The organism is Streptomyces sp. NPDC026673 (assembly GCF_040638135.1).
GTDB lineage: Bacteria > Actinomycetota > Actinomycetes > Streptomycetales > Streptomycetaceae > Actinacidiphila.
Genome location: NZ_JBEZXR010000024.1, coordinates 37,808 through 64,315, shown reverse-complemented (window position 1 = coordinate 64,315; position 26,508 = coordinate 37,808). Strand labels below are relative to the sequence as shown.

Below are 26,508 nucleotides of genomic sequence, written 5' to 3'. Positions count from 1 at the left end.
GGGTACGTCAGGCGCCGGGTGCCGTGGGTGGGTGCGGGCGCCTTTCGCGAAGGGGCGGAAGCGTCGTTCCGGGCGGTCAGGGGCCGTTCGAGGCGGCATTGAGGAGACCGTCGAACGAAAGTACGATAAAGGGGTCATGCCGTAGCGCAGCGAGGGGGCACCCCGTGACGCATCCGGACCACGACCACGCGCTGGAGTGCGCGCTCGCCGCCGCGCGGCGCGGTTTCCCCGTCATCCCGCTGTCGCGGACCAAGCTCCCGGCGGTGCGCTCGCCCCACCGGGGGGAGACCGGGCGCGGGATGTGCCGCGGACAGTGCGGCCGGCTCGGCCACGGAGTGCACGACGCCGCCACCGACCCCGCCCGGATCGCCGAGCTGTTCGCGGCGGCTCCCTGGGCCGCGGGATACGGGATCGCCTGCGGACGCGCGCCGCACTGCCTCATCGGCCTCGACCTGGACCGCAAGGACGGTGTCGACGGCGTGACCGACCTGGTGGACCTGGCGGCCCGGTACGGCTTCGCGGTGCCCTGGACGCGCACGGTGATCACCCCGAGCGGCGGGCGGCATCTGTGGCTGCGCGGCCCGGCCGAGGTCATCGTGCCCAACTCGGTGCGCCGGCTGGGCAACGGGATCGACGTGCGCGGCAGCGGCGGCTACCTCGTGGGGCCGGGGTCCGTGACCGTCGCCGGGCGCTACCGGTGGGATCCGCCGACGGCGTCGATGCCGCCGGCCGCGGTGCCCAAGCGGCTGCTGCGGCTGCTGCTGACGACCCCGCAGCGCCGGCCGTCGCGCACGGCGGCGGGGGCCGGGACGGGTGCGGGTGCCGGGGCCGGCGGGGGTGCGGCCGAGCCGCTGATCCGCTTCGTCCTCGGCTCGGCGGTCGGGGAGCGCAACGAACGGCTCTTCTGGGCAGCCTGCCGGGCGTTCGAGAACGGGCACGGCGACCGGGTGGCCGCGGAGATGGTCGGCGCGGCCGTCAGCACCGGTCTGCCGGAGCGCGAGGCGGAGTCGACGGTGGGCTCGGCCCGCCGTCATGTCCTCGGGGGGTCTGGCGGGCGGCGCCCGGCGGGAGCACTCTGAACGCCATGACCTCTATCGCACCCAGGGCCGGCCGGGTCGCCGTCACCGAGGAGGCCGCGGGGCTGCTGCGGCGTCTCGCCGACCAGAACGGCCCGTTGATGTTCCACCAGTCGGGCGGCTGCTGCGACGGCAGCTCGCCCATGTGCTACCCGCTGGGGGAGTTCCTCACGGGTGACTCCGACGTGCACCTGGGCGACCTCGACGTCCTGGGCATCGACCCGGTACCGGTGTGGATGTCCCGTGACCAGTTCGCGTACTGGAGCCACACGCATCTGACGATCGACGTGGTGCCGGGGCGCGGCAGCGGCTTCTCGCTGGAGGCGCCGACGGGCAACCGGTTTCTCATTCGGTCCCGGCTGCTGACGGACGAGGAGCTGTCGAGCCTGGGGATGTGATGTGAGGGAACTGTGAGGACCCTTTCCTGGAATTCCCTTCCATCCGGCCCGGCTGGTTTTCGGCGGTCGGCTCCGCGAATTCGGCGGGGGACGGGAAAAGTGACCCCCAAAGAGTGAACGGTGCACGCCAAACGCAACCCTGGTATCTGTGACACAAGTGTGACGATCAAGGCTTCGCCGCCTTCCGTCACGGCTCGTGTGCGCCTACGGTTGCTCACATGGCAACCGATCCGACTCCCGCACGGCAACCTCAGGACGAACCGGAGACCTATGTCGGCCTCCCGGCCGACGAGGCCGAGCGCCGGGCCGCCGCGCGTGGCTGGAGCATGGTGCGCGCCCTGCCGCCGGGCGCCGTCATCACCATGGAGTACCGCGTGGGACGTCTCAATTTCACCGTCGCCGACGGCCGGGTGACCCGCTGCTGGAGCGGCTGAGGCCGGCCGCCCGGCCGCGCACGGCAGAAGGCCCTGGCCGCTCCCTCGGGGGTGGCCAGGGCCTTCGTACGCCTTCGGGCGGGACGGGAGGTGTGCGTACCTGCCCCGCCTTCGGTCAGCCGGCGGCGCCGCGGCCGCGGGCCACGCCGGCCTGGCCGAGCGTGCCCGGGCGGGCCGGACGGTCGGCGGGTGGACGGCGGCTGCCGGCCGGGGTCACCGGGGTGCGCTCGTGCCGGGTGGTGTGGGGGCGTGCCGGGTGGTGCGGTATCCCGGACGCGGGCGTGGTGGCCCGGCCGCTCAGAACGACGGGCTCGAGTACGCCGTCCGGGTTGTCGGAGAGCTGCGAGGAGGCCATCGCCGTGCTCGCCACGGGGGTTGCGACGGGCACCGTGCCGGTGCCGCGGCGGCGCTCCCAGGCGGCCGTGATCCGCTGCTCCGCCGAGGCCATCAGCGGTTCGAACCAGGGCAGGGCCAGCAGGATCAGCAGGCCGGCCGCCCAGCCGAGCAGCACGTCGCTCACCCAGTGGGTGCCGAGGTAGATGGTGGTCATGCCGACGCCCAGCGCCAGCAGTGCCGCGATCACGGAGGTGACCCGGCGGACCCACGGGGTGGTGGCCAGATAGGCCAGGACTCCCCAGGTCACCACGGCGTTCGCGGTGTGACCGGAGGGAAATATATCGCCGCCGGCGAAGAGTTCGGCCGATCCGGCGCTGGTCGCGTAGTGCGGGCCGAGTCTGCCGAGGCCGTACTTCACCGAGCCCACGGTGACGTTCAGCAGCAGGAGCGACGTCCCCAGCACAAGGAGTGGGTGCAGGGTGCGCTGGCGCCAGGCGCGCCAGCCCAGCCAGGCGGCGACGATGGCGGCGGTCGGGCCGCGCTGGCCCAGAACCACGAAGTAGTCCAGGAACGCGTGGATCTGCGGCCATTGCTTGTACGGCCGCCACATCATGACCTGCCAGTCCAGCGTGACGAGCTTGGACGTGGTCAGCACGGCTACGACGATGGCCACATAGGCCACCAGCGTCGAGCCGAACAGCAGCACACGTGTTCGGCTCATGCCCGGTGGCGCCTGGGCTGTCTCGGGCTCCTCCATGAGGAGAAGCTTGTCATCGGTACGCACTCAATCGACGTTACAGCGTGTGATGGCGGAGTTCGGCCGGAAGGCGGTGTTCGTAATGACGATGTGATGTGGACTGCGTCTCACGCCACCCATTGGCCGTAGTGCGGACGGACGCATTGCGCCGAATGCGGGAACTCTTTGATTTTATGTTTCAAGGTGTACGCGGAGGATCTTGGCAAATCTCGTGTTCGATTTCCGCACGCGCCGTTCTTCTTTGATTACCCGTCACTTTTCCCGGAGTTCGCCCGCCCTTCCGCCGGGCCCGCCCCGGCTCTCGGCGCGGATCCGGGGCCGGTGCCGGCCGACGTCGGTGACCTGGGCGAATCCCGGATCGGGGGCGCGTGAACGGGTGTGGAGGGCGTACGGGTTGACGGACGCGCGCCGTGCTTCGGCTGTGTACGGCCGGAGTCGGCGGGTACACGACATCGAGTCGGCGGGCGGGGTGACCGGCTTCCGGCGGGACGGCCGGTGCGGCAGGCGCACCGGAAAGCCGCGGCGATCGCATCGGGTCCGGTGCCGGACATGTCCGGCAGGTCTCCGATGGGTGACGGTCACGTGACGACCACCACGTCGGAACGTGACCTGCGCCACCCACCGGGAGCGCGGACTCGCGTAGTCTGACGACTTCACTCGCCCTCGTCGCTGGGTTCCCCCGGGACCGTCCCCTCGTCCTGCCCAGGGACACCGCGAGCGCACCGCTGGGAGGTACGTACATGACAGGGACGTCCTCGGCCGGCATTCCCGGGCCGGCCGCCGTCCCACAGCACACTCGGCCGGTCAACCGCTGGACCGTGCTGATCGTCCTCTGCGTCAGTCTGCTGCTCGTCGCCCTCGACGCGACCGTGCTGCACGTCGCCGTTCCCGCGGTGAGCGAGGACCTGCGCCCCGGCGCGATAGAGCTGCTGTGGATCGTCGACGCCTATCCGCTCGTCGCGGCATCCCTGCTGATCCTTTTCGGCACCCTCGGCGACCGGGTCGGGAGACGCCGGATCCTGCTGCTGGGGTACGCGATCTTCGCGGCCGCCTCGGCGGCGGCCGCCTTCGCGCCGGACCCGCGCGTCCTCATCGCGGCCCGCGCCCTGCTCGGCGTCGGCGGGGCGATGATCATGCCTGCCACGCTGTCGATCCTCCGGCAGGTCTTCCCGGACCGCCGCGAACGGGCCGTCGCCATCGGGGTGTGGAGCGCCGTCGCGGCCGTCGGCGCGGCCGTCGGGCCGGTCCTCGGCGGCTTCCTCGTCGAGAACTTCTGGTGGGGCTCGGTCTTCCTGATCAACATCCCGCTGATGGCCGTCATCCTTCCGGTGGCCCGCTGGCTGCTGCCCGAGTCCCGCGGGGAGCTGGACGGCCCCTGGGACGTCCTGGGCGCGCTGATGGCCGCGTTGGGCATCCTCGGCGCCATCCTCGGCGTCAAGCGGATCGGCGGCGGTGCGACCCCGTACGAGCCCTCCGCGCTCGTGCCGCTGCTCGCGGGGCTGGCCCTGCTGGTGCTGTTCGTGCGCCGGCAGCGCAGGCGCGAGCACCCGCTCATCGACATACGCATGTTCGTCAGGCCCGCCTTCGGCACCTCCGTGGGCTGCATCGTGCTGGCGCTGCTCGCCCTCGTCGGCCTGGAACTGATCGCCGTCCAGTACCTGCAGCTGGTTCTCGGCCTGAGCCCGCTGCAGACGGGGCTGCGGCTGCTGCCGCTCACCCTCGCCGCCATGGGCGCGGGCCTCCTGGGTTCCCGGATGCTCGGCAGCTTCGGGCCGCGCGTCATGGTGAGCTCCGGTTTCGTGCTCACCGCCTGCGCGGTGCTCGTGCTGACCCTGATGGGCCAGCACGACCGGCCGGGCGTGCTGACCGCGGGCTTCGTCCTGCTCGGCTTCGGGCTGGAGACCACGCTCTTCGGCGCGTACGAGTCCATGCTCAGCGACGCCCCCGCCGAACAGGCGGGCGGCGCCGCCGCGATCGGCGAGACCTCCTACCAGCTGGGCGCCGGCCTCGGCATCGCCTTGCTGGGCAGCGTCATGAACGCCGCCTACGCCCCCGGCGTCGCGCGGGTCCCCGGGGTTCCGGCCGACGCCCGCGCCTCGGCCGGGAAGTCGCTCGGCGAGGCCTACGAGGTCTCCGACCACCTCGGCGGTTCCGCCGGGGCCTCCCTGCGGCACGCCGCACGGCACGCCTTCGTCCACGGGATGCACCTCACCCTGGTGGTCAGCGCCGGCCTGCTGCTGCTCGGCGCGGTCGCCGCGCTGCGGCTGCCCCGCCGCATGGAGTGCGGCACGGCGGCCCAGCGGCCGGCCGCCCCCGGGATCCCGGCGCCGCGCGAGCACGCCCTGGCCGGGGCCGACGTGTCGCGCTGAGCACACGGCCGGGGGCTTTACCCGCCCCCGCCGCGGAAGTAGCTTCGTCGGCGAAGCGCAGTGATCACCGGAGAGGACGACGATGTCCGCTGGAAAGCCGCAGTTCGACCCGCACGACCCGCTCGGCGTCGACGACCTGCTCGGCGAGGAGGACCGCGCCGTGCGGGACACCGTGCGCCGCTGGGCCGCCGACCGTGTGCTGCCGCACGTGGCGGAGTGGTACGAGCGCGGCGAGCTGCCGGAGATCCGCGAGCTGGCCCGGGAGCTCGGCTCCATCGGGGCACTGGGCATGTCCCTGAGCGGATACGGCTGCGCGGGCGCCACCGCGGTCCAGTACGGACTGGCCTGCCTGGAACTGGAGGCGGCCGACTCCGGCATCCGCTCGCTCGTCTCCGTCCAGGGTTCGCTGGCGATGTACGCCATCCACCGCTTCGGCTCCGAGGAGCAGAAGCAGCGGTGGCTGCCGCGGATGGCCGCCGGCGAGGTCATCGGCTGCTTCGGGCTCACCGAACCCGACCACGGCTCCGACCCGGCCGGCATGCGCACCCACGCCAAGCGGGACGGCTCCGACTGGATCCTGAGCGGCCGCAAGATGTGGATCACCAACGGCTCGGTCGCCGGCGTCGCCGTGGTGTGGGCCCGCACCGACGAGGGCATCCGCGGTTTCGCCGTTCCCACCGACAGCCCCGGCTTCTCGGCTCCCGAGATCAGGCACAAGTGGTCGCTGCGCGCCTCCGTCACCAGCGAGCTGGTGATGGACGACGTACGCCTGCCCGCCGACGCCGTCCTCCCGGAGGCCACCGGCCTGCGCGGTCCGCTCAGCTGCCTCAACCACGCCCGCTACGGCATCGTCTGGGGCGCCATGGGCGCCGCGCGCAGCAGCTTCGAGGCCGCCCTGGAGTACTCCCGCACCCGTGAGCAGTTCGGCCGGCCCATCGGGGGCTTCCAGCTCACCCAGGCCAAGCTCGCCGACATGGCGGTCGAACTGCACAAGGGCATCCTCCTCGCGTACCACCTCGGGCGACGCATGGACGCGGGCACGCTCCGGCCCGAGCAGGTCAGCTTCGGCAAGCTCAACAACGTGCGCGAGGCGATCGAGATCTGCCGCACGGCCCGGACCATTCTGGGCGCCAACGGCATCTCGCTGGAGTACCCCGTGATGCGGCACGCGACCAACCTCGAGTCCGTGCTCACCTACGAGGGCACCGTCGAGATGCACCAACTCGTGCTGGGCAAGGCGCTCACCGGCATCGACGCGTTCCGGTAGCCCGCCGGTCAGTTCTGGTTGAAGAACCCGTCGCCGCCGCGCTTGCTGTCGGCGTTGACGACCAGGTAGTCGGGTGGGGTCAGCAGGAAGACGCGGTTGGCCACCCGGTCGATGGAGCCGCGCAGGCCGAAGGTCAGGCCGGCCGCGAAGTCGACGACGCGCTTGGCGTCGGCGGACTCCATGGCCGTCAGATTGACGATGACCGGGACGCCGTTCCGGAAGAGCTCGCCGATGCCGCGGGCGTCCCGGAAGCCGTCCGGGGTGACCGTGGCGATCCGTCGGCCCTGCTCCTCGGCCGAGTCGGAGGCCACGCGCACGCGCGGGTCGGTGACCCAGGAGTCGGGGGAGGACGTCTCGGCGCCGTCGCCGTAATCGGCGTATTCCTCGTCGTAGTACTCCTCGGCGCTGTTGTCGTCGACGAGTCCCAGCCAGGCGCTCGCCCGTCGTACCGATCCCATGGACGCCTCCTCTCGCACGCGGTCAGTTTGCCGTCCGCACCCCTATGGTCGTCCATGATGCGGATGATGCGCCAAGCGGATACCCACCGTGGGGTGGATTCGTGACAGACCTGGTGCATAAATCGCACTAGTGGCCCCTCAGTCATCCCCCGGAATACGGCTTCTGACGGATGATCGGAAAGAGTCCCGCTCGGTAGAGTGATCAGGCACCGCCGGTCGGCCGAACGGCGGGCGTACGGAACGACCAGACGATGACGTGCTCCATTGCTGCGAATGACGTACGGGGGATTGCGATGTTCGGAATCGTCAGACCATGCCGGCACCGTCTGCCGGAGAAGCTGGCCATATCGTGGACGGCCCATCTGTGCGGCCTCTGTCTCGCTCTGCGCGACGACCACGGGCAACTGGCCAGGGTGGCCACGAATTACGACGGGCTGATCATCTCGGTACTCGTCGAGGCCCAGGCGGCGCGGGCGGACGGCGGGCGGCGGACCGCCGGGCCGTGCCCACTGCGCGCGATGCGGACCGCTCCGGTGGCCAAGGGGGAGGGGGCGCGGCTGGCCGCCGCGGTCTCGCTGGTCCTGGCCTCCGCGAAGATGCGCGACCACATGGCGGACGGGGACGGGTTGCTGGCCCGGCGTCCGGTGGCCGCGGCGGCGCGCACGGTCGCCCGGCGCTGGGACCGGGCGGGCGCGGCGACCGGTTCGGGACTCGGCTTCGACACCGCGGTCCTGGTGGACGCCGTCGGCCGGCAGACGGCCGTCGAGGCGGCCGCCGGGCCGGGCACCCCGCTGCTCGCCGTCACCGAGCCGACGGAGACCGCCACGGCCGCCGCGTTCGGCCACACGGCGGTGCTGGCCGGGCGTCCCGGCAACCGGGCGCCGTTGGAGGAGGCGGGCCGGCTCTTCGGGCGGCTCGCCCATCTCCTGGACGCGGTGGAGGACCTGGACGCCGACGCCGCGGTGGGCGCGTGGAACCCGCTGACCGCCACCGGCACGGGCCTGGACGAGGCCCGGCGGCTGTGCGACGACGCCGTGCACGGGGTGCGGCTGGCCCTGCGGGACGTGGAGTTCACCGACGGCGCGCTCGCCCACGTCCTCCTCGCCCACGAGCTGCGGCGCTCCGTGGACCGCGCGTTCGGCGCCTCGTGCGCCCACCACCCCGGCGGTCCCGGGGGGCCGGTCCAGTCGCCGTGGCTGACCCCCGGGCCGCCGCATCAGCCCGGACCCCGTCGCGGCCTGCTCGCCGGGTGCGCGGTGTTCGCGGGGCTCTGCTGCACCTGCCAGGTCTGCTGCCGGGACCATTACGACGACCCCTGGAGCGGCAAGCGCCGCGAGGGCTGGTGCTCCAACTGCGACTGCTCCGGCTGCGACTGCGGTTGCGGGGACGGCTGCTGCTGCGACTGCGACTGCTGCGGCTGCGATTGCTGACGGGCCGTGCGGCCCGTTCCCCGCGGTGGCGGTGGCGGTGGCGGTGGCGGTGGCGGTGGTGACGGGGCGCGGGCGCGATGTCATGGGGGCGTGGGGCCCGTAGGAGGGCGCGGAAGCGCATGGGCGGTGGTGTCGGGTGCGTGCCCGGCGTGCGCGTCCGATCCGCCGCGCCCGGTGCCGCCCGGGCGCGGGCGCGGTGAGGCGGTTCAACGGGCCCTGCGGCGAGGGATCACACGGCCTCGGCACCTGGGGGAGGCGGCGCGGACGGCCGCGTCCTGGGCGCGGGGCGCCGCCGTTCTCCTGCCGCCGTTCCCCTGCGGGCGGGCGATCATGGAGCCGGGGCCAGGCGGAGGGGGCGTGAGGGGACGGGGACGTCGTGCTGCGCTCCCCACTGCGGAAAGCGGGGCACCGCGAGAGCGGCGAGTGGGCGTCGGGGGCCTGGACGCGCGTGGCCGGCGGGGCCGCTCAACGGGGAGCGTGCGGTGGGCGAAAGGGGCGTCGGCGCGATCGCGCGGGCCCTTGACGCGGGTCGCGCGGCCGCACATCGGCGGTGGCGGGCGGCGACCCGGCGGCGTCGCGCCCGGCGCTCCCCGCGGAGCCGCCCGTTCGCGCCAAACCGGGGGCGGGGCGGGGCGGCCGGGGCCGGCCGGCGTGGACGCGGGGCTCACCAGGTGATACCTCGTCACCGTGGCGTCCCCGGCCCGTCGCAGCCGCGTTTCCGGGGTGTCACGCGGCCGAAACCCGCCCTTGTGCGCTTGTGCGTGACTCTGAATACTCCCGTGTGCGCAGCACTTGTCAGGGGCACGCCACCCCCACAGTACGGCGGCGCCCTCGCTGCGCCTCACAGGCCCGCGCTACGCGGGTCAACTTCCGTTCCCCCACAGGAGGAAAAGAGTGAGGATCAAGCGCACGACCCACACCCCCGTCCCGAGACGCGCACGGCTGATCGCCGTGGCGTCCGGTCTGCTGGCGGCCACCGCGCTCACCCTGCCCGCCGCCCAGGCCGCCCCCGCGCCCAAGGCCTCCCCCGAGGCCGCGGCCACGCTCACCACGTCCCTCGGCACCGCCTCCACCGCCGGCTCGTACTACGACGCCAAGGCCAAGACCATGGTCGTCAACGTCACCAACGCCAAGGCCGCCCAGGCCGTCAGCGACGCCGGCGCGGTCCCGAAGCTCGTGGCGCACAGCACCGCCCAGCTGAACAAGGCCGGGAAGGCCGCCCTCGCCGCGGACATCGCGGGCACCTCGTGGGTCGTCGACCCGAAGTCCAACCGCCTGGAGATCACGGCCGACAGCACGGTCACCGGCGCCGAGCTCGCCACGCTGCAGGAGGCCACCGCCTCCTACGGCGACGCGGTCACCTTCCGCCGCACGGCCGGCACCTTCAAGCGGCTGATCGCCGGCGGCGACGCCATCTACGGCGGCGGTTACCGCTGCTCGCTCGGCTTCAACGTGCGCAGCGGCAGCACCAACTACTTCCTGACCGCAGGGCACTGCGCCGAGGTCGCCTCCACCTGGTACTCCAACTCCAGCCAGACCACGGTGCTGGGCCCGAACGCCGGCTACAGCTTCCCGACCAACGACTACGCGCTGGTCCGGTACACCAACACCTCCGTGACCAAGAGCGGCACCGCGGGCAACACCGACATCACCAGTGCCGGCAACGCCTTCGTGGGCCAGGCCGTCCTGCGCGACGGCTCCACCACCGGCATCCACAGCGGCTCGGTCACCGGTCTCAACGCCACCGTCAACTACGGCGGCGGCGACGTGGTCTACCAGATGATCCGCACCAATGTGTGCGCCGAGGGCGGCGACTCCGGTGGCGCGCTCTACACCTCGGGCGGCATCGCCCTGGGTCTGACCTCCGGCGGCAGCGGCAACTGCAGCGTCGGCGGCACGACCTTCTTCCAGCCGGTGACGGAGGCGCTCAGCGTCTACGGCGTCAGCGTCTTCTGATCCTCGGGGAGGTCCACGCCCTCCCTTGCGTCACGGACGTGCCCGGTGGCCTCACGGCTGCCGGGCACGTCCCGTATGGCCCTCTTGTCCGCCCGGCCCGGGGGTCGCGATACTCCGCGAGGCACCGCATAACCTCGCAGGGGGGAACATATGAGGAACAAGCGCACCACTCCGCGCGGCGGCCTCGCGGGACGCGCCGCGCTGCCCGTGGCGGCGCTGCTCGGCCTGGTCGCCGCGACCGCGGTCGCCGTGCCGGAGGCCCGGGCCGCCGCCGGAAGCCGGGTCTCGGCCGTCCAACTGGCCGCGGCCGGCCGGGCCGCCGAGTCGGCGGACGTCGCGGGCAGCGCCTGGACGGTGGACCCGGAGAGCGGAGTGTTGGTCATCGCCACCGACGACACCGTCTCGCGCACCGGGCTCACCGCGCTGAAACGGGCCGCAGGAGGCTACGGCGGCGCGGTCCGCTTCGAACGGGTCGACGGCTCCTTCAGGCGGCTGATCGCGGGTGGCGACGCCGTCCACGGCGGCGGCTTCCGCTGCTCGCTCGGCTTCAACGTCCGCGCCGGCCGCGCGTACTACTTCCTGACGGCCGGACACTGCGGCCAGGCGGCCACGACCTGGTACACCGACCCGGCCCAGACCAGGCCGCTGGGCACCACGACCGGCTTCAGCTTCCCGTACGAGGACCACGCCCTGGTGCGCTACAGCGGTTCCGCGGCCCGCCCCGGCACGGTGGGGCGGCAGGACATCAGAACGGCCGCCCGCGCCCGCGTCGGGGAGACGGTGAAGCGGGACGGCTCCACCACCGGCGTCCGCGGTGGCACCGTCACCGGGCTCGGCTACACCGTCAACTACGGTGGCGGCGACATCGTCCGCGGGCTCATCCGCACCGACATCTGCGCCGAACCCGGGGACTCCGGGGGCCCGTTGTACGACGGGACCAAGGCCCTGGGGATCCTCTCCGGGGGCAGCGGCGACTGCACCGAGGGGGGCACCACCTTCTTCCAGCCGCTGCCCGCCGCCCTCAAGGCCTACGGGGTGAGCGTGTACTGAGCGGGGCCGGGACGCGGCCCGGGGCGTGCGCGGCGGTCACCCCGTGAAGCGCACCTCCCGGGCCGTGGTCTCCGGTACCGCGAACTCCAGCAGCCGTGCGCCCTCGGCCGCGACCGCGTCCCGCGCCCCGGCGTCCAGCGGCCCGTACGGCAGGACGTGGAGCAGGGCCGCGCCCCGGGCCGTCTCGATCCGCCACAGTCCGCCGACGAAGCCGTCGTGGAGGAAGAAGCCGCGGTTGCCGCCGCTGCCGGGCAGCGGGGCCTCGGCGTAGGGGTTGCGCGGCATGATCCGCGCCCGGTCGGCGTGCGACAGGGCGATGTTGTCGTACTGCGGCAGGAACCGCGGCGGCGCCTCCACCCCCGGGCCGGGGAACGGCGCGCCCGGGACGTCGTACAACTCCGTGCCCTTCTCGTCGCGGTAGACCCGCAGCCCCGGGCGGAGCCGGTCGACGACCGCGCGGACCCCCGACAGGCCCGACCAGACGGCGACGTCCCTGACCGAGGCGGGGCCGAAGGCGGCCAGGTAGCGCAGGACGGCCGCGTCCGGGGCGGAGCCGGCCGCGAAGTCGAAGTCCCGGCCGAGCCATCGGTCGGCCGGGGTCTGCAACGCCGCGCCCGGGGTGCGCCACAGTCCGCGCGGCGGGGGCTGCACGGTCGGCACCCGCGCCGTGACGGCCAGGCTGAGCGGCAGCCGTTCGCGGTCCGGCCACCGCTCCCGCAGGGCGTCCCCGAGCCGGCTCGCCGACAGCGGACCGTCCTGGAGGAGCAGCCGCCCCGCCTCGGCGACCTCCGCCAGGTCGAGCCCCGCCAGCTGCCGCCGGAACTGCCCCAGCAGGCGCCGCTCGATCACGCCCTGCACGACCGGCCGCAGCGCCATGCAGTCCCGCGCGGTCACCAGGTGCACCGTCCACCGCAGCAGGGACATCCGCACCGCCCGCCGTTCCTCGAGCATCGCGGACAGCTCCCGCGGTGCGAAGTCCTCGATCCGGGACCACAGCGCCACATACGGGTCCGGCGGCTCCTGCGCCTGGAGCCCCACCAGCCCCTCGATCATCTCCTCCGCGCTCGCGCGCACCCGGCCGAGCAGCGACTGCCGCGCCAGGAGCGAGCGGTTGAGCGTCCGGCGGTCCAGGACGGTGCCCTCGGGGATCGTCTCCATGGCTCCCACGGTAGGAGGGAATGCGGTCAGGAACCGTCCGCGACGGCTGCCAGACTGGTGCCGTGCTGGAAACCTCCGCCCGACTGCTGCGCCTGCTGTCCCTGCTCCAGTCCCGGCGCGACTGGACGGGGCCCGAACTCGCCGAGCGGCTCGAGGTCACCGCCCGGACGGTGCGCCGCGACGTGGAGCGGCTGCGCGCCCTCGGCTACCCCGTGCACGCCACTCCCGGCACGGCCGGCGGTTACCGGCTGGGCGCCGGGGCCGCGCTGCCCCCGCTGCTGCTCGACGACGAGGAGGCGATCGCGGTCGCGCTGTGCCTGCGCACCGGCGCCGGCGGCAGCGTCGAGGGCATCGAGGAGACCTCGCTGCGCGCCCTGGCCAAACTGGAGCAGGTGCTGCCCTCCCGGCTGCGCCGCCGGGCGCGGGCCATGGAGGCCGTCGCGGTCGCCCGGCCCGCGACCGTGCCGGACGCCGTCGCCCAGGACGTGCTGACCGCGATCGGCACCGCCTGCCGGGACCACGAACGGCTGCGCTTCGACTACCTCGCGCACGGCGGCACCGCCAGCCGCCGCACGGTCGAGCCGCACAGCCTGGTCCACCACGGCCGCCGCTGGTACCTGCTCGCCTGGGACACCGACCGGCAGGACTGGCGCACCTTCCGCGTGGACCGGATGGACCCCAAGTCCCCGGCCGGTCCCCGCTTCACGCCCCGGCGGCCTCCGGCGGACGCCGCCTCCTACGTCGCCCGCGGCGTCACCTCGCGGGCCTACCGCCACCAGGCCGTCATCGTCGTGCACGCCCCCGCCGAGGCCGTGGCCGAGTACGCCGGCTACGCGACCGTCGAGGCCACCGGACCGGACAGCTGCGTGCTGCGCACGGGCTCGGAGTCCCTCGACGCGCTGGCCGTCTACATCGGCATGCTCGGCGTCGACTTCGAGGTGCGGGAGCCCCCTGAGCTGGCCGAACGGCTGCGGGTCGTCGCGGACCGCCTGGCGCGGGCGGCGGGCGCGCCGCGGTAGAGCCTGTCGTCACATTCCCTCCCCCAACCTTCGGCCGGGGGTGCCCCCACCCCGCGACGCTCCCCCAGCTTCGCTGGGAGGTACCCCCAGGCACGGCACTCCCCCAGCCTTCGGCCGGGGGTGCCCCCACGCTGCGTTGTCGAATCGTCCGAGTAGCCCACTACGAGGACGACTCTCCGCCTTGCGATGCACCGCACCTGGGGGCACCTCCCAGCGCCAGCTGGGGGAACCGCGGGGCCCGCCCTTCGGGCGGTGGGGGCACCTCCCAGCGGTAGCTGGGGGAGCCAATGTGACGACCGGCTCTCGGCCGCCGCGGGGACCGTAACGGGGCATCCCGGCCCGTATCCGGCGGGTTACCCGCGAGGTACCGTGGAAGTACCGCGATACCGGACCCCAGGGGGCCGTGATGGTCGTCGAGTTGATAGCCGCCGTACTCTCGGCCGGAGCGCTGTACTTCGTGGCCGGGGCCAGGGTGGTGCAGCAGTTCGAGCGGGGCGTGGTGTTCCGGCTCGGCCGGGTCAGGGGCGGGGTGCGGAACCCCGGGTTCACCATGATCGTTCCGATCGTCGACCGGATGCGGAAGGTGAACCTGCAGATCGTGACGATGCCGGTGCCGGCCCAGGAGGGCATCACCCGCGACAACGTCACGGTCAAGGTCGACGCGGTGGTCTACTTCAAGGTCGTGCACGCCGCCGACGCGATCATCAACGTCGAGGACTACCGCTTCGCCGTCTCGCAGATGGCGCAGACCTCGCTGCGCTCGATCATCGGCAAGAGCGACCTGGACGACCTGCTCTCCAACCGCGAGAAGCTCAACCAGGGGCTGGAGCTGATGATCGACAGCCCGGCCATCGGCTGGGGCGTGCAGATCGACCGCGTCGAGATCAAGGACGTCTCGCTGCCGGAGACGATGAAGCGCTCGATGGCCCGCCAGGCCGAGTCCGAGCGGGAGCGGCGGGCGCGGATCATCAACGCGGACGCCGAGTTCCAGGCCTCCAAGAAGCTCGCCGACGCCGCGGCGGTCATGAGCGACACTCCCGCCGCGCTCCAGCTCCGCCTGCTGCAGACGGTCGTCGCCGTCGCCGCGGAGAAGAACTCCACGCTCGTCCTGCCGTTCCCGGTGGAGCTGCTGCGCTTCCTCGAGCGCGCCCAGCCGGGTCCCCACCCGGCCGTCGAACAGCCGCGGGCGGCCGTGCCCGCCGCATCCGCCGGGCCGTCCGCACCCGTGCCGGAGGCCGCCGCCGAGGCGCACCCGGGCGGCGGGCCGCCGGCGGACCCCGCCGAGGAGCTCCCCGCCGATCTGCGCGATGCCCTCGCGGCGGACCCGCTGCTGGACAGCGTCCGGCCGCAGCGGCCCTCCGACGTCAGCTGACCCCGTCGCCCGCGGGCGGCACGTCCGGCTGCCAGACGTACGGGACCGTCACCGCCACCGGCACCAGTCCCAGCCGGGCCAGGATCGGCGCGCTGTCCGGGGACGCGTCCACCTGTACGAAGCGGTGACCCGCCGCGACCGCCAGCCGGGCCCGGTGCGCCACCGTCGCCCGGTAGGCGCCGCGCCCCCGCCACCGCGGCAGGGTGGAGCCGCCCCACAGCGACACGAAGTCGGTGCCCTCGTGGAAGCGGGCCCAGCCGGCGCAGACCACGGTGCCGTCGGCGGTCTCCGCGACGACCACCGCGCAGGGGTCGCCGGGCCCGGACACCTCGCTCTCCAGCATCCCCGGCAGCCAGTCGTGCGGTACGCCCCAGACCGTCTCCTCCATGACCCGGATGCGCTCGAAGTCCGCCCGTGACGTGACCTCCCGCAGCGTGAGTCCCTCCGGCAGCACCGGGGCCCCGGTCAGCGCCGCCGCCTCGCCGACCAGCACGGTCTCCGGTTCCTCCGGTACGTATCCGGCCGCGACCAGCCGGTCCGGCAGCCCGGCGGGCAGGTCGTGGGCGTGGAGCTTCCACTCCACCGGCATGCCGAGCGCGGCGTAGTGGTCCCGCTGCCGGGTGATCAGGGCGTCCAGCTCGGGGCCGTCCAGCCCGCCGAGGTCGCGGTAGTCGAGGAACCCCGCCTCCCCGTGCCGGTAGGTCTTGCGCAGCAGCGGGCCGTCGCGTTCCACCGACTCGTACCGCGAGAGGTCGGCGGGGACGCGGGCGCGTAGCTGCCGGTCATAGGCGGCGCGGTACTCCAGCGCCACGGGGGAGAGGTCGAAAGTGCTCATCGGGCGGATTCCACCACAACCGCGACCCGGCCGCGAGCGAATTGGGCGTGGTGAACGCAACAGGGCGGGCCTGCGTATGTCAGGCGGACGACGCTTCCCCCTGCGCCCGACGATCCGACCTGTATCCCCCCACAGGAGGTCACGACTTGAAGCACAAACAGATAGCCAAGCGGAAGATCGTGTTCGTCACGGCCGGTGCCGCCGCCATCGCGGCAGCGGCCGTACTGCTGCCCAACGCCAACGCGTCGCAGTCTCCGTCGCAGGACCGGGAAGCCGCCGCGCCGAAGAGGTTCAGCGCCGCGTCCGCCGCCGAGCTCGCCGCCGGCCTCGGCGAGCGGTTCGGCCCGTCCATCGCCGGGGCCTACTACGACAAGGCGAGCGGGCGGCTCGTGGTGAACGTGGTCTCCGGGGACAACGGCGACGTGATCGCACAGGCACAGCGGGCCGGCGCCGCGACCCGGACGGTCGAGAACAGCGCCGCCGAACTGACCTCCGCCGCGCAGACCCTGAAGCAGCGGGCCACGATCCCCGGCACCGCCTGGGCCGTCGACCCGCGGACCAACCGGATCCTGGTCACCGCGGACCGCACCGTCACCGGCGGCAAGTGGGACACCCTTGAGTCCACCGTGCGGTCCCTGGGCACCGGCATGGCCCGGATCCGCAAGTCCGCGGGAGAGTTCAAGCCCCTCGTGGCCGGCGGGGACGCCATCTTCGCCGACGGGGCGCGCTGTTCGCTGGGCTTCAACGTCGTCAAGGACGGCGCTCCCGCCTTCCTCACCGCCGGCCACTGCGGCGTCGCCTTCGCGAACTGGTCGGACAGCCAGGGCGGCGCGCCCATCGCGACCGTGCGGCAGGCGACCTTCCCGGGCGACGGCGACTTCGCCCTCGTGACGTACGACGACCCGAACACCCAGGCGCCCGGCCAGGTGAACCTCGGCAACGGCCGGGCCCTGCCCGTCAACGGGGCGGCGGAGGCGGCCGTGGGCCAGGAGGTGTTCCGGATGGGCAGCACCACCGGGCTGCACGGGGGCACGGTCCTCGGGCTGGACGCGACGGTCAACTACCCGGAGGGCACCGTCACCGGGCTCATCCAGACCGACGTCTGCGCCGAGCCGGGCGACAGCGGGGGCGCACTGTTCACCCGTGACGGCAGCGCGATCGGCCTCACCTCCGGCGGCAGTGGGGACTGCCAGACGGGCGGGGAGACCTTCTTCCAGCCGGTGACCACGGCGCTGGCCGCGGTCGGGGCGGAACTCGGCTGACGGCCACGCGGTTCAGGCAGGGCCCCGGGCTACGGCGGAGTCCCGGGGTCCTGCCGTGTCGCGGTGCCGGTCACGAGCGGTTCCGGGGGAAGGCCGTGACCGTCGCGCCGACGTGTACGGCCCGCGAGGGCGGGCGCGGGGTCCGGGCCTCCTCGTGCAGGCCGACCAGCCGGGCCGCCAGACGGTGCGGGAAGTCCTCCCAGACCTCGGCGTCCTGGGCGTCCTCGCCCCTGTCGGCCGGGCGTTGCTGCGGCCGCGCGGCGCCCGGCGGCTCCACCAGGCCGGCGGCCGCGAGGCGGCGCAGATGGCTCACCATGCGCGGCCGCCCGGGGCGGGCCACGGGTCTGAAGGTGGTGTCGGTCGCCGTCATGGCGGTCAGTAAATCGTGCCGTCCCCTCGCCTTCGCAACCCCTGAGAGCCGCTGGGGTGACGCGCGCGTGACACGCGTCGCCTCACGGGGCGGGTGAGTACGCGCGTGGCATCCGGACGTGACCAATCTCGCACCGATGCGGTGTTTGGTCCGTCCGGGAGGGCGCGTACGCTCACACCCCTCCCGAACCGCAGGCGCTCGTCCCCGACCCTCCGCCGCCGCTGTGCCAGTGGTTGACGCCGTAGAGGCTCTCGGTCCCGTCGCGCCGGGCGAGCAGCCCGGCCTCCCGGGTGAAGTGCGGCACGGCCAGCCGCAGAGCCGGCTCGCCGTGCAGGGCGACCGCCAGCAGGACCGACTCGGGCGATGCCCTCCGGGTACGCGGGCGCGGGAAGCGCTCGCGGGCCCGCTGGAGGACCCGCCGGCCGGCCCCGGTGCGCCGGGGCACCGCCCACAGGGCGACGGCGGCGGCCACCGGGACCGCGGAGACGGCCGTCCGCAACGGGGAGTTCCAGGGCGGCAGAGGGCCGGACGCCAGCTCCCAGACCACGGTCAGCACGGCCGCGCACAGCAGCACACGGGCCGCGCGCCAACGGCGGTCGCCGCGGATCAGCCCCGCCCCGGCCAACCGCCCGCGCAGGGCGTCCAGCGGGCGCCGTACCGGCCGGGACGCGGCGACGGTGTTCACCCCGGACGGCCGGTACAGCGCCTCGTACACGGCCCGTTGCAGCGGCTGCGACAGATCCCGCGCCGGCCCGGAGATACGCGCGGTGCCGCGCGGGCCGGCGTCCACCGTGCCGCGCAGATGCAGCGCGACCAACGCGACGACCACCGCGCCGCGGCGCCCGTCGCGCAGGTAGGCCGCTTCGTAGGGGTCCGTCACCTCGTCGTCCGCGGCGCGCGGCGCGCGTAGCAGCGCGGCGGCCACGAGGAGTGCCGCCGTGGCCGTCGCCGGATATGTCCATGTGAGCCATGACATGGTCCACCACCCCCTGGGGGCGGTGTGCCCGCGGGGAGCGGGGATGACGCCCTGTTTGAGGAAGGCCGGAGCTTTTCGGCGTAGCGTGGCCGCCGTGACGGATCTGGTGGCGCGGACATGTGACCGTATCGACCGGCTCGACGCCAGGATCAAGGCGTTCGTACGGGAGCCGGACCGGCGGGGGCGGCTGGCGGCGGAGGCGGCCGCGGCACCACCGGGAGTGCTGTCCGGGGTGATGGTGGGCGTCAAGGACATCGTCCGGATCGACGGGATGGACACCCGTGCCGGATCCGCGGTGCCGCCGGAGGCGCTGGCCGGGCCGCAGGCACCGCTGGTTGACCGGCTGCGGGCGGCCGGGGCGCTGGTCGCGGGGAAGACGGTGACGGCCGAGTTCGCGGTGACCGCGCCGGGACCGACCCGCAATCCGCACAACACCGCCCACACGCCGGGCGGTTCGAGCAGCGGCTCGGCCGCCGCGGTCGCGGCCGGCATGGTGCCGCTGGCGGTCGGGACGCAGACCGTCGGGTCGGTGATCCGGCCCGCGGCCTACTGCGGGGTGGTGGGTTTCAAGCCGACCTTCGGACGCGTCCCGGTGGACGGCGTGATCGCCAACGCCCCCAGCTTCGACACCGTCGGGGTGTTCGCGGCCTCCGTCGCGGGCGCGGCGCGCGGCGCGTCCGTACTGTGCGACGACTGGCGGGAGCCGCGGGCCGCCGGTGACGGCCGGCCGGTGCTCGGCATCCCGGCCGGACCGTATCTGGACCGGGCCGGGGCGGAGGCCCGGGAGGCCTTCGCGGTGCACACCAAGCGGCTGGAGGCGGCGGGATGGAGCGTGCGCGAGGTGCCGTTGATGGCGGGCCCGGGTGAGTTCGAGGCGGTCGTACGGCAGTTGTACGTCATGAACCGCTACGAGGTGGCCCGTACGCACGCCGACTGGTTCCCCCGGTACGGCCGGCTGTACCGCGAGCAGACGGTCGCCGCCATCCGCGAGGGCCAGGCCGTCGGCCGCGACGACTACGAGCGGGCCGCGGGCGAGCGCCGGGTCTTCCGGGAGCGGCTGGTGGAGGCCATGGGGGAGGTCGACGCATGGCTGGCGCCGTCCGCGACCGGTCCCGCCCCGCTCGGGCTGGGCAGTACCGGCGACTCGGTGATGTGCCTGCCGTGGAGCAACGCCGGCTTCCCCGAGGTGAGCCTGCCCGCCGGGTACGCCGCGAACGGCCTGCCGCTCGGTCTGCAGGTCGTCGGGCGCCCCGGCGAGGACGAGGAACTGCTGGGGTGGGCGGCGGAGCTGGCCCCCGCCGTCATGCCTCGGTGAAGACCAGGTCCTCGATCGGCCGGGTCATCCGCACGGTGTCGTTCCCCGTGACCTCGACGACGTGGTGCAGCCCCCGCACCTGTGCGCGCGGGGTGTCCGAGGACAGGATCCGGTAGCCGTCGGCCGCCCCGGCCAGATAGGCGCGGAAGGCGGCGAGAGAGGTCTCGCCGAGGGCGAGGTAGTCGAAGAGCCGCCGGAAGAGCTTGGGGACGAGCGTCACGTCGTCGGTGAGCGAGGAGAGTCCGGTGATCTTCGCCCCGGTGGTGCTCACGTCGCCGGGCCACAGTCCCCTGCCGTCGTCCCGGGCCCGGCGGGCGACGTCCGCCAGTTCCTGGCGCAGGTCCGCGTAGAGGTTGCCGTAGAAGGTCGGGTAGGCCAGGCCCTCCGCGATCAGGTGGTGGTTGACGGTCTCGCGCAGCAGCGGCACGCCGACGGTGACCTCCTGCCCGCTCTTCGTGCCCTCCGGCAGCGGGCCCCGGCCGGCCAGGGCGACGCAGCGGCCGTGCACGTCGACCCCGCCGGTCAGGATCCAGCCGGGGACGCTCTCGGGGGCGGACGCGACGACCCGCTCGTCGCCGGGCTCGCGCTCCACGGCGGTGAAGCCGAGCCACCGCAGCAGCTCGTCCCGGGCGGCGTGGGCGAAGGGCAGCGGCTGGTGGGCCGGGGCGGAGGTGGGTCCGTAGTGGGTCTCCAGCGCGTCGACGGCGTCCAGGCGCAGCTTGCCCCGGCAGGAGTTGGTGAGGTCGAGCCCGAGCCCGCCCCTGACGCGGTTCCAGTCGGGGTGGCGGGTGGGGGTGAAGCCCACGGTGTCCCCGTCCGGTTCGGTGTTCTTTATCTGGAAAGAGCCCTTGACCAGCAGCATCGGCATGGCGACTCCCCATCGGGGTGCGAGCGGCGGTGACGTCGTGTGCAGGAAACCACGCGGAGGGTGGCGGAGGACAGGGATCCGGCATGTCTTCGTACATGTGTTCGATGATTGGTCTATGGTGGGTGCCGGAGGGTTCGGAAGGGGGGAGACGTGAGCGGTCGGAGGTGCGTATGCCGGGTTTTACGCATCTGCACACCGTCTCCGGCTTCTCGCTGCGGTACGGCGCCTCCCACCCCGAACGGCTCGCCGAGCGCGCCGCCGAGCGGGGGATGGACGCGCTGGCGCTGACCGACCGGGACACGGTGGCCGGGGTGGTGCGCTTCGCCAAGGCGTGCGCACGGGCGGGGGTGCGGCCGCTGTTCGGCGCGTCCCTGGCGGTGCCGGCGGCGTACGCGGGGGAGAGCGCCACCCCGGGAGCCGCCCCGCCGGCCGCCCGCCGGCGCACCCCGGTGCGCGGCGGGGCCTTCGTGCCCGAGGCGACCGACCGGGCGGTGTTCCTCGCCCGGGACCGCCGCGGCTGGGGCGCGCTGTGCCGGCTGGTCAGCGCCGCCCACACCGAGGGCGGCCTCGGCTGGGAGGACCTCGGACGGGAGGGGCTCCACGTTCTGCTCGGCGCGGACTCCGAGGTCGGCCGCGCGCTGGCCGCCGGACGCCCCGACCGGGCCGCGCGGCTGCTGCGCCCCTGGCGCGAGGTGTACGGGGACGCGCTGCGCCTGGAGGCCGTGCACCACGGCCGCGGCGGCACCGGTCCCGGCTCGCTGCGGCTCGCCGCCCGTACCGTCGGCTTCGCCGTCGAGCAGGGCGTCGTCCCGGTGCTGACCAACGCCGTCCGCTACGCCGACCCCGGCCAGGGGGAGGTGGCCGACGTCCTGGACTCGGCGCGCCGGCTCGTGCCGATCGACGTGCGCGACGCGGAGAGCCTGGACGGCGGGGAGCGCTGGCTCAAGGACGCCGGGGACATGGCGCGTACCGCCGAGCGGGTCATGGAGGCGGCCGGCTTCCCCCGCACCGACGCCCGCCGGCTGCTGCGGGCCACCGAGGAGACCGCCGCGGGCTGCGCCGTCGACCCGGAGGAGGACCTGGGGCTCGGGCAGGTGCACTTCCCCGAGCCGGAGGTCGTCGGCGCGGGCGCCCGCACCGCCGACCGCGTGCTGCGCTCGCGCTGCGCCGCCGGGATGGTCCGCGAGGGCCACGACCGGGAGCCGGAGTACTGGGCGCGGCTCGACCACGAACTGCGGATCATCGAACGGCTCGGTTTCGCCTCGTACTTCCTCACCGTCGGCCAGGTCGTCGACGACGTGCGGGAGATGGGCATCCGGGTCGCGGCGCGCGGCTCCGGTGCCGGCTCGCTCGTCAACCATCTGCTGGGCATCGCCAGCGCCGACCCCGTCGAGCACGACCTGCTCATGGAGCGCTTCCTGTCCGGGCGACGGGCCTCGCTGCCCGACATCGACATCGACGTGGAGTCCGCCCGCCGCCTGGAGGTCTACCGGCGGATCCTGGACCGCTTCGGCGGTGAGCGGGTCGCCACCGTCGCCATGCCCGAGACCTACCGCGTCCGGCACGCCGTCCGCGACGTGGGCGCCGCCCTCGGGATGGACCCGGAGCAGACCGACCGGCTGGCCAAGGCCTTCCCGCACATCCGGGCGCGCGACGCGCGGGCCGCACTCGCCGAACTGCCCGAGCTGCGCCAGGTGGCGGGGGAGGACCACGGCCGGCTGTGGGAGCTGGTCGAGGCACTGGACGCGCTGCCGCGCGGGGTCGCCATGCACCCCTGCGGGGTGCTGTTGTCGGACGCCGGGCTGCTGGACCGCACGCCGGTGATGCCGACCAGCGGCGAGGGCTTCCCCATGTCGCAGTTCGACAAGGACGACGTCGAGGACCTCGGGCTGCTCAAGCTCGATGTGCTCGGGGTGCGCATGCAGTCCGCGATGGCGCACGCCCTGGACGAGGTGGAGCGGACCGGCGGCGGCCGGATCGACCTGGACCGCGTCCCGCAGGGCGACCCCGCGACGTATGAACTGATCCGCTCCGCCGACACGCTGGGCTGCTTCCAGATCGAGTCCCCGGGCCAGCGCGACCTGGTGGGGCGGCTGCAGCCGAGCACCTTCCACGACCTGGTGGTCGACATCTCGCTCTTCCGGCCGGGGCCGGTCGCCGCCGACATGGTGCGGCCGTTCATCGACGCCCGGCGCGGCCGCACACCCGTCCACTATCCGCACCCCCACCTGGAGCCCGTGCTGCGCGAGACCCATGGAGTCGTCGTCTTCCACGAGCAGTTGATCGACATCATGTGCGTCATGACCGGCTGCGACCGGGCGTTCGCCGACGAGGCCCGGCGCGCGCTGTCGGACGAGGCGCGGCAGGGGCGGCTGCGGGCCTGGTTCGCGGACGCGGCCCGCGAACGCGGCTACTCCCGCGAGGTCATCCGGCACACCTGGGAGATCGTCTCGGCCTTCGGCGCGTACGGCTTCTGCAAGGCGCACGCCGTCGCCTTCGCCGTGCCGACCTACCAGTCCGCCTGGCTCAAGGCGCACCATCCCGCGGCCTTCTACGCCGGGCTGCTGACCCACGACCCCGGGATGTACCCCAAGCGGCTGCTGCTCGCGGACGCCCGGCGGCGCGGGGTGCCGGTGCTGCCGCTGGACGTCAACCGGTCGGGCGCGGCCCATCGGATCGAACTGGTGTCCGACGGGGAGGGGGGTGAAGGGGTGTGGGGCCTGCGGCTGGCGCTGTCGGAGGTGCACGGCATCAGCGAGGCCGAGGTCGCCCGGATCACCGCCGGGCAGCCCTACTCCTCCCTCCAGGACCTCTGGGAACGCGCCCGCCCGGGCCGCGCCGCCGCCGAACGCCTGGTCCAGGTCGGCGCGCTGGACACCTTCGGCGGCAACCGCCGCGACATGCTGCTCCAGGTCGCCGAGGTGCACCGGCAGGGCCGGGCCTCCGCGTACGACGGCCAGCTCACCCTGACCGGAGGGGAAGGCGAGCCGGCGTTCGCGCCGATCGGCCTGCCCGACATGGACGACGGCGAACGACTCGGCGCCGAGCTCGGCGTCCTCGGCATGGACGCCTCCCGTCATCTGATGGACGACCACTTCGCCTTCCTGGAGGAACTGGGCGCGATCCCCGCGAACCGGCTGCGCGAGGTGCGGCACGGTCAGACCGTGCTGGTCGCCGGGGCCAAGGCGGCCACCCAGACCCCGCCCATCCGCTCCGGGCGCCGGGTCGTCTTCACCACCCTCGACGACGGCACCGGCCTGGTCGACCTCGCGTTCTTCGACGACAGCCACGAGGCCTGCGCCCACACCGTCTTCCACTCCTGGCTGCTGCTGGTCCGCGGGGTGGTCCAGCGCCGCGGACCGCAGAGCCTGTCCGTGGTCGGCGCCGCGGCCTGGAACCTGGCCGAACTGGTCGAACTGCGCCGGGAGGGCGGCCTGGAGGCCGTCGCGGCACGGCTCGCCGAGACCCCGGGCGAGTCCGCCGGCCTCCCCGCGCCCCCGCCCGAGGGCCGCCGGGTCCGCATGTCCACCGGGTACGAGATGCACCCCTGGGCCGATCTGCGGCCCGCGGGCGAGGGCGTCCCCACCGGCCGCAAGCTGTGGCACTCAAGTCCGGGGAGCGCGGGACGATGACGGACGACCTGCATGTGCTGTACGTGCACTTCCACGCCGCCGAGGCACTGTACGAGCGACTCCTTTCGCTGCTCGGCGGTTTCACCCCCGTCGTCCAGGCGCTGCCGCCCGACGCCGCGCTCGCCGACGTCCGCGGGGCGCTGCGCTACTTCGGGCGGGACGCCGCCGAACTGGCCACGCTGCTGCGGGTGCGGCTGCTCGCGCTCCACGGCGTGGACTGCACCATCGGCGTCGGCCCGAACCCGCTGCTCGCCCGGATGGCGGCACAGGACGGACCGGAGGGCGCGGTGCGCGCCGCGCCCTCCGATCCCGCGGCCGTGGCGGCCTTCCTCGCCGAACGCCCGGTGGCGGCGCTGCACGGCGTCGGCCCCGCGACGGCACGGCAACTCGGCACGTACGGGCTGGACACGGTCGGACGGGTGGCCGCCGCGCCCCTGGGCACCCTGCAGCGGATCCTGGGCGCCGCGGCGGGCCGGACGACGCACGAGCGGGCTCGCGGCATCGACCCGACCCCGGTCGTCCCGAACGCCCCCGCCCGCTCCACCGGCGCCGAACGCCGCTTCGGCCACGACGAACTGGACCCCGTGCGGCACCGCCGCGCGCTGCTGTCGCTCACCGAGGAACTGGGCTCCTCGCTGCGCGCGTCGGGCCGGGTGGCGCGCTCGCTGACCCTCACCGTCCGCTACGCCGACCGCTCCACGACCACCCGCACCCGCGCGCTGCCCGAGCCGACCGGCCACGGCGCCGCCCTCGCCGGTGCCGCGTACCGGCTGTACGAGGGACTGGGGCTGCAGCGCGCCCGGGTGCGCGGCCTCGCGCTGCGCGCGGAGGGGCTGACGGACGCCGGGCTCGCGACGCTGCAGCTCAGCCTGGACCCGGGGGACGAGAAGGCGCGCCGGATCGAGGCGGTCGCGGACCGGGCGCGGGCCCGTTTCGGACCGCGGGCGCTGATGCCGGCGGCACTGTCGGGCGCGGCGTGACGGTCTGTCATCACGGTGGTGCGAAGAGCCGCGTGATGAATTCTTTACCGACCGGTAGCTGGCGCCCTTTGTTACTCCTCCGTAAATTGACGGAAGCTCAGCATTCTTGTGATCCGGATCACAGGCCGCACGGGAGCCAGTCATTCCCCCACCTGCGAGGAGATCGCTCGATGCTGCACATCAGACCGCGATCAGCGCTCCGGCTCCTCTCCGCGCTGACTCTCACCGCCGCCCTGTCCGTCACCCCCGTCCTGGCCGCCACCGCCACCACCGCGGCGGCGAAGGCCCCCACGTCCGGCACCGCGTCCGCCACCACGTCCGGCGCCGCGTCCGCCACCACGTCCGGCACCAGGGCGACCGCCGCGGCCATCGCCGCCGCGACCGCCGCCGACGCCACCGCGAGCAGCGGCTGGAACAAGTGGTCCTGCAAGCCGTCCGCCGCCCACCCGCGGCCCGTCGTCCTCGTCCACGGCACCCTCGGCAACTCCATCGACAACTGGCTCGGCCTCGCGCCGTACCTGGTCAAGCGGGGCTACTGCGTCTACTCCCTGGACTACGGCCAGTTGCCCGGCGTGCCCCTCTTCTACGGGCTCGGCTCCATCGCCGCGTCCTCCCAGCAGCTCGCCGACTACGTCGACCGGGTCCTCGCGGCCACCGGCGCGAGCAAGGTCGACATCGTCGGGCACTCCCAGGGCGGCATGATGCCGCGCCACTACATGAAGTTCCTGGGTGGCGCCTCCAAGGTGAACGCGCTCGTCGGCATCGCCCCCAGCAACCACGGGACCGATCTCAACGGGCTGCTCAAGCTGCTGCCCTACTTCCCCGGCGCGGCCGAGGCCATCGAGGACCTCGCCCCGCAGGGACTGACGGACCAGATGGCCGGATCGGCCTTCCTCGCCCAGCTCAACGCCGGCGGCGACACCCTTCCCGGCATCCGCTACACGGTGATCGCGACCAAGTACGACGAGGTCGTCACGCCGTACACCTCGCAGTTCCTGTCCGGCCCCGGCGTCCGCAACGTGGTGGTCCAGGACCTGTGCCCGCTCGACCTGTCCGAGCACGTCTTCGTCGGACTGACCGACCGCATCGTGTTCCACGAGACGGCCAACGCCCTGGACCCGGCGCACGCCACGGCGACCGACTGCGGGGACGTCTTCAGCTGACGCTCCCCGCCGGCTGATTCCCGTGAG

General features: G+C 73.9%; 22 protein-coding genes. 15 read left to right on the top strand and 7 right to left on the bottom strand.

The window, feature by feature from the left end; all coding sequences use genetic code 11:
- Positions 1 to 164: 164 nt before the first annotated feature.
- The 3 genes from AB0F62_RS18545 to AB0F62_RS18535 all read left to right on the top strand — a co-directional run bounded on the left by AB0F62_RS18545 (position 165) and on the right by AB0F62_RS18535 (position 1,908).
- Positions 165 to 1,079 (top strand): bifunctional DNA primase/polymerase, encoded by a 915-nt coding sequence (locus tag AB0F62_RS18545; RefSeq protein WP_361799547.1) that lies wholly within the window; start codon positions 165 to 167, stop codon positions 1,077 to 1,079.
- Between the two features lie 5 nt (positions 1,080 to 1,084).
- Complete coding sequence (locus tag AB0F62_RS18540; RefSeq protein WP_361799544.1) at positions 1,085 to 1,474, top strand: DUF779 domain-containing protein; 390 nt, start codon at positions 1,085 to 1,087, stop codon at positions 1,472 to 1,474.
- 218 nt (positions 1,475 to 1,692) lie between these two features.
- Positions 1,693 to 1,908: an I78 family peptidase inhibitor gene (locus AB0F62_RS18535; RefSeq protein WP_361799542.1), complete on the top strand. Its 216-nt coding sequence runs from the start codon at positions 1,693 to 1,695 to the stop codon at positions 1,906 to 1,908.
- Positions 1,909 to 2,023: 115 nt separating this feature from the next.
- Here AB0F62_RS18535 and AB0F62_RS18530 read toward each other — a convergent pair whose 3' ends face one another.
- A complete protein-coding gene (locus AB0F62_RS18530; protein ID WP_361799540.1) occupies positions 2,024 to 2,965 on the bottom strand; it encodes a phosphatase PAP2 family protein in 942 nt (313 codons plus the stop codon).
- Positions 2,966 to 3,741: 776 nt separating this feature from the next.
- Between AB0F62_RS18530 and AB0F62_RS18525 the strand changes: the two genes are divergently transcribed.
- Positions 3,742 to 5,370 carry an MFS transporter gene (locus AB0F62_RS18525; RefSeq protein WP_361799538.1) on the top strand — a complete coding sequence of 543 codons (1,629 nt, stop codon included), beginning with the start codon at positions 3,742 to 3,744 and terminating at the stop codon, positions 5,368 to 5,370.
- Between the two features lie 82 nt (positions 5,371 to 5,452).
- Positions 5,453 to 6,637 carry an acyl-CoA dehydrogenase family protein gene (locus AB0F62_RS18520; RefSeq protein ID WP_361799535.1) on the top strand — a complete coding sequence of 395 codons (1,185 nt, stop codon included), beginning with the start codon at positions 5,453 to 5,455 and terminating at the stop codon, positions 6,635 to 6,637.
- Between the two features lie 8 nt (positions 6,638 to 6,645).
- Here the strand turns inward: AB0F62_RS18520 and AB0F62_RS18515 are convergent, their stop codons facing one another.
- On the bottom strand, positions 6,646 to 7,095 hold the full coding sequence (locus AB0F62_RS18515; RefSeq protein WP_361799532.1) for a cell division protein SepF: 450 nt from the start codon (positions 7,093 to 7,095) through the stop codon (positions 6,646 to 6,648).
- A 293-nt stretch (positions 7,096 to 7,388) separates the two neighbouring features.
- On the opposite strand from AB0F62_RS18515, the gene AB0F62_RS18510 reads away from it, so the two are divergent.
- From AB0F62_RS18510 to AB0F62_RS18500, 3 genes are all read left to right on the top strand, one after another.
- On the top strand, positions 7,389 to 8,525 hold the full coding sequence (locus AB0F62_RS18510; RefSeq protein ID WP_361799529.1) for a DUF5685 family protein: 1,137 nt from the start codon (positions 7,389 to 7,391) through the stop codon (positions 8,523 to 8,525).
- A gap of 894 nt (positions 8,526 to 9,419) precedes the next feature.
- The gene (locus AB0F62_RS18505) at positions 9,420 to 10,481 is read left to right on the top strand and encodes a S1 family peptidase (protein WP_361799526.1); all 1,062 of its coding nucleotides are present in this window, start codon (positions 9,420 to 9,422) and stop codon (positions 10,479 to 10,481) included.
- A 150-nt stretch (positions 10,482 to 10,631) separates the two neighbouring features.
- Positions 10,632 to 11,531 carry a S1 family peptidase gene (locus AB0F62_RS18500; protein WP_361799523.1) on the top strand — a complete coding sequence of 300 codons (900 nt, stop codon included), beginning with the start codon at positions 10,632 to 10,634 and terminating at the stop codon, positions 11,529 to 11,531.
- 36 nt (positions 11,532 to 11,567) lie between these two features.
- Here AB0F62_RS18500 and AB0F62_RS18495 read toward each other — a convergent pair whose 3' ends face one another.
- Positions 11,568 to 12,689 carry a winged helix DNA-binding domain-containing protein gene (locus AB0F62_RS18495; RefSeq protein WP_361799520.1) on the bottom strand — a complete coding sequence of 374 codons (1,122 nt, stop codon included), beginning with the start codon at positions 12,687 to 12,689 and terminating at the stop codon, positions 11,568 to 11,570.
- Positions 12,690 to 12,751: 62 nt separating this feature from the next.
- Here AB0F62_RS18495 and AB0F62_RS18490 point away from each other — a divergent pair, with 62 nt between their 5' ends.
- A complete protein-coding gene (locus AB0F62_RS18490) occupies positions 12,752 to 13,708 on the top strand; it encodes a YafY family protein (RefSeq protein WP_361799517.1) in 957 nt (318 codons plus the stop codon).
- Positions 13,709 to 14,114: 406 nt separating this feature from the next.
- A complete protein-coding gene (locus AB0F62_RS18485; RefSeq protein ID WP_361799514.1) occupies positions 14,115 to 15,080 on the top strand; it encodes a slipin family protein in 966 nt (321 codons plus the stop codon).
- Here AB0F62_RS18485 and AB0F62_RS18480 read toward each other — a convergent pair.
- A complete protein-coding gene (locus tag AB0F62_RS18480) occupies positions 15,073 to 15,915 on the bottom strand; it encodes a GNAT family N-acetyltransferase (protein ID WP_361799511.1) in 843 nt (280 codons plus the stop codon). The two genes, AB0F62_RS18485 and AB0F62_RS18480, sit on opposite strands and share 8 nt — an antisense overlap.
- Before the next feature lie 146 nt (positions 15,916 to 16,061).
- Here AB0F62_RS18480 and AB0F62_RS18475 point away from each other — a divergent pair, with 146 nt between their 5' ends.
- The gene (locus AB0F62_RS18475; protein ID WP_361799508.1) at positions 16,062 to 17,177 is read left to right on the top strand and encodes a S1 family peptidase; all 1,116 of its coding nucleotides are present in this window, start codon (positions 16,062 to 16,064) and stop codon (positions 17,175 to 17,177) included.
- A 70-nt stretch (positions 17,178 to 17,247) separates the two neighbouring features.
- Here the strand turns inward: AB0F62_RS18475 and AB0F62_RS18470 are convergent, their stop codons facing one another.
- Together AB0F62_RS18470 and AB0F62_RS18465 are read right to left on the bottom strand one after the other, a co-directional pair.
- Complete coding sequence (locus AB0F62_RS18470) at positions 17,248 to 17,547, bottom strand: hypothetical protein (RefSeq protein WP_361799505.1); 300 nt, start codon at positions 17,545 to 17,547, stop codon at positions 17,248 to 17,250.
- A 172-nt stretch (positions 17,548 to 17,719) separates the two neighbouring features.
- Positions 17,720 to 18,523, bottom strand: coding sequence for a TIGR04222 domain-containing membrane protein (locus AB0F62_RS18465; RefSeq protein ID WP_361799502.1), 804 nt, complete (start codon positions 18,521 to 18,523; stop codon positions 17,720 to 17,722).
- A gap of 85 nt (positions 18,524 to 18,608) precedes the next feature.
- Between AB0F62_RS18465 and AB0F62_RS18460 the strand changes: the two genes are divergently transcribed.
- Positions 18,609 to 19,838, top strand: a complete 1,230-nt coding sequence (locus AB0F62_RS18460; RefSeq protein WP_361799499.1) for an amidase — start codon at positions 18,609 to 18,611, stop codon at positions 19,836 to 19,838.
- On the opposite strand, the gene AB0F62_RS18455 is transcribed toward AB0F62_RS18460, so the two are convergent.
- Complete coding sequence (locus AB0F62_RS18455) at positions 19,825 to 20,706, bottom strand: nuclease (RefSeq protein WP_361799496.1); 882 nt, start codon at positions 20,704 to 20,706, stop codon at positions 19,825 to 19,827. The two genes, AB0F62_RS18460 and AB0F62_RS18455, sit on opposite strands and share 14 nt — an antisense overlap.
- 170 nt (positions 20,707 to 20,876) lie before the next feature.
- Here AB0F62_RS18455 and AB0F62_RS18450 point away from each other — a divergent pair, with 170 nt between their 5' ends.
- The 3 genes from AB0F62_RS18450 to AB0F62_RS18440 all read left to right on the top strand — a co-directional run bounded on the left by AB0F62_RS18450 (position 20,877) and on the right by AB0F62_RS18440 (position 26,481).
- Positions 20,877 to 24,338 carry a DNA polymerase III subunit alpha gene (locus AB0F62_RS18450; RefSeq protein WP_361799493.1) on the top strand — a complete coding sequence of 1,154 codons (3,462 nt, stop codon included), beginning with the start codon at positions 20,877 to 20,879 and terminating at the stop codon, positions 24,336 to 24,338.
- Positions 24,335 to 25,318 carry a hypothetical protein gene (locus tag AB0F62_RS18445; protein ID WP_361799490.1) on the top strand — a complete coding sequence of 328 codons (984 nt, stop codon included), beginning with the start codon at positions 24,335 to 24,337 and terminating at the stop codon, positions 25,316 to 25,318. The genes AB0F62_RS18450 and AB0F62_RS18445 overlap by 4 nt, the downstream gene beginning before the upstream one ends.
- 170 nt (positions 25,319 to 25,488) lie before the next feature.
- Positions 25,489 to 26,481, top strand: coding sequence for an alpha/beta fold hydrolase (locus AB0F62_RS18440; protein ID WP_361799487.1), 993 nt, complete (start codon positions 25,489 to 25,491; stop codon positions 26,479 to 26,481).
- Positions 26,482 to 26,508 lie beyond the last annotated feature (27 nt).

What these genes read in the sequence shown, in the direction of transcription:
- AB0F62_RS18540 (WP_361799544.1), top strand. Translation starts at nt 1,085, where the DNA reads ATGACCTCTATCGCACCCAGGGCCGGCCGGGTCGCCGTCACCGAGGAG.
- AB0F62_RS18535 (WP_361799542.1), top strand. Translation starts at nt 1,693, where the DNA reads ATGGCAACCGATCCGACTCCCGCACGGCAACCTCAGGACGAACCGGAG.
- AB0F62_RS18530 (WP_361799540.1), bottom strand. Translation starts at nt 2,965, where the DNA reads ATGAGCCGAACACGTGTGCTGCTGTTCGGCTCGACGCTGGTGGCCTAT.
- AB0F62_RS18525 (WP_361799538.1), top strand. Translation starts at nt 3,742, where the DNA reads ATGACAGGGACGTCCTCGGCCGGCATTCCCGGGCCGGCCGCCGTCCCA.
- AB0F62_RS18520 (WP_361799535.1), top strand. Translation starts at nt 5,453, where the DNA reads ATGTCCGCTGGAAAGCCGCAGTTCGACCCGCACGACCCGCTCGGCGTC.
- AB0F62_RS18515 (WP_361799532.1), bottom strand. Translation starts at nt 7,095, where the DNA reads ATGGGATCGGTACGACGGGCGAGCGCCTGGCTGGGACTCGTCGACGAC.
- AB0F62_RS18510 (WP_361799529.1), top strand. Translation starts at nt 7,389, where the DNA reads ATGTTCGGAATCGTCAGACCATGCCGGCACCGTCTGCCGGAGAAGCTG.
- AB0F62_RS18500 (WP_361799523.1), top strand. Translation starts at nt 10,632, where the DNA reads ATGAGGAACAAGCGCACCACTCCGCGCGGCGGCCTCGCGGGACGCGCC.
- AB0F62_RS18495 (WP_361799520.1), bottom strand. Translation starts at nt 12,689, where the DNA reads ATGGAGACGATCCCCGAGGGCACCGTCCTGGACCGCCGGACGCTCAAC.
- AB0F62_RS18485 (WP_361799514.1), top strand. Translation starts at nt 14,115, where the DNA reads ATGGTCGTCGAGTTGATAGCCGCCGTACTCTCGGCCGGAGCGCTGTAC.
- AB0F62_RS18480 (WP_361799511.1), bottom strand. Translation starts at nt 15,915, where the DNA reads ATGAGCACTTTCGACCTCTCCCCCGTGGCGCTGGAGTACCGCGCCGCC.
- AB0F62_RS18470 (WP_361799505.1), bottom strand. Translation starts at nt 17,547, where the DNA reads ATGACGGCGACCGACACCACCTTCAGACCCGTGGCCCGCCCCGGGCGG.
- AB0F62_RS18465 (WP_361799502.1), bottom strand. Translation starts at nt 18,523, where the DNA reads ATGTCATGGCTCACATGGACATATCCGGCGACGGCCACGGCGGCACTC.
- AB0F62_RS18455 (WP_361799496.1), bottom strand. Translation starts at nt 20,706, where the DNA reads ATGCCGATGCTGCTGGTCAAGGGCTCTTTCCAGATAAAGAACACCGAA.
- AB0F62_RS18450 (WP_361799493.1), top strand. Translation starts at nt 20,877, where the DNA reads ATGCCGGGTTTTACGCATCTGCACACCGTCTCCGGCTTCTCGCTGCGG.
- AB0F62_RS18445 (WP_361799490.1), top strand. Translation starts at nt 24,335, where the DNA reads ATGACGGACGACCTGCATGTGCTGTACGTGCACTTCCACGCCGCCGAG.
- AB0F62_RS18440 (WP_361799487.1), top strand. Translation starts at nt 25,489, where the DNA reads ATGCTGCACATCAGACCGCGATCAGCGCTCCGGCTCCTCTCCGCGCTG.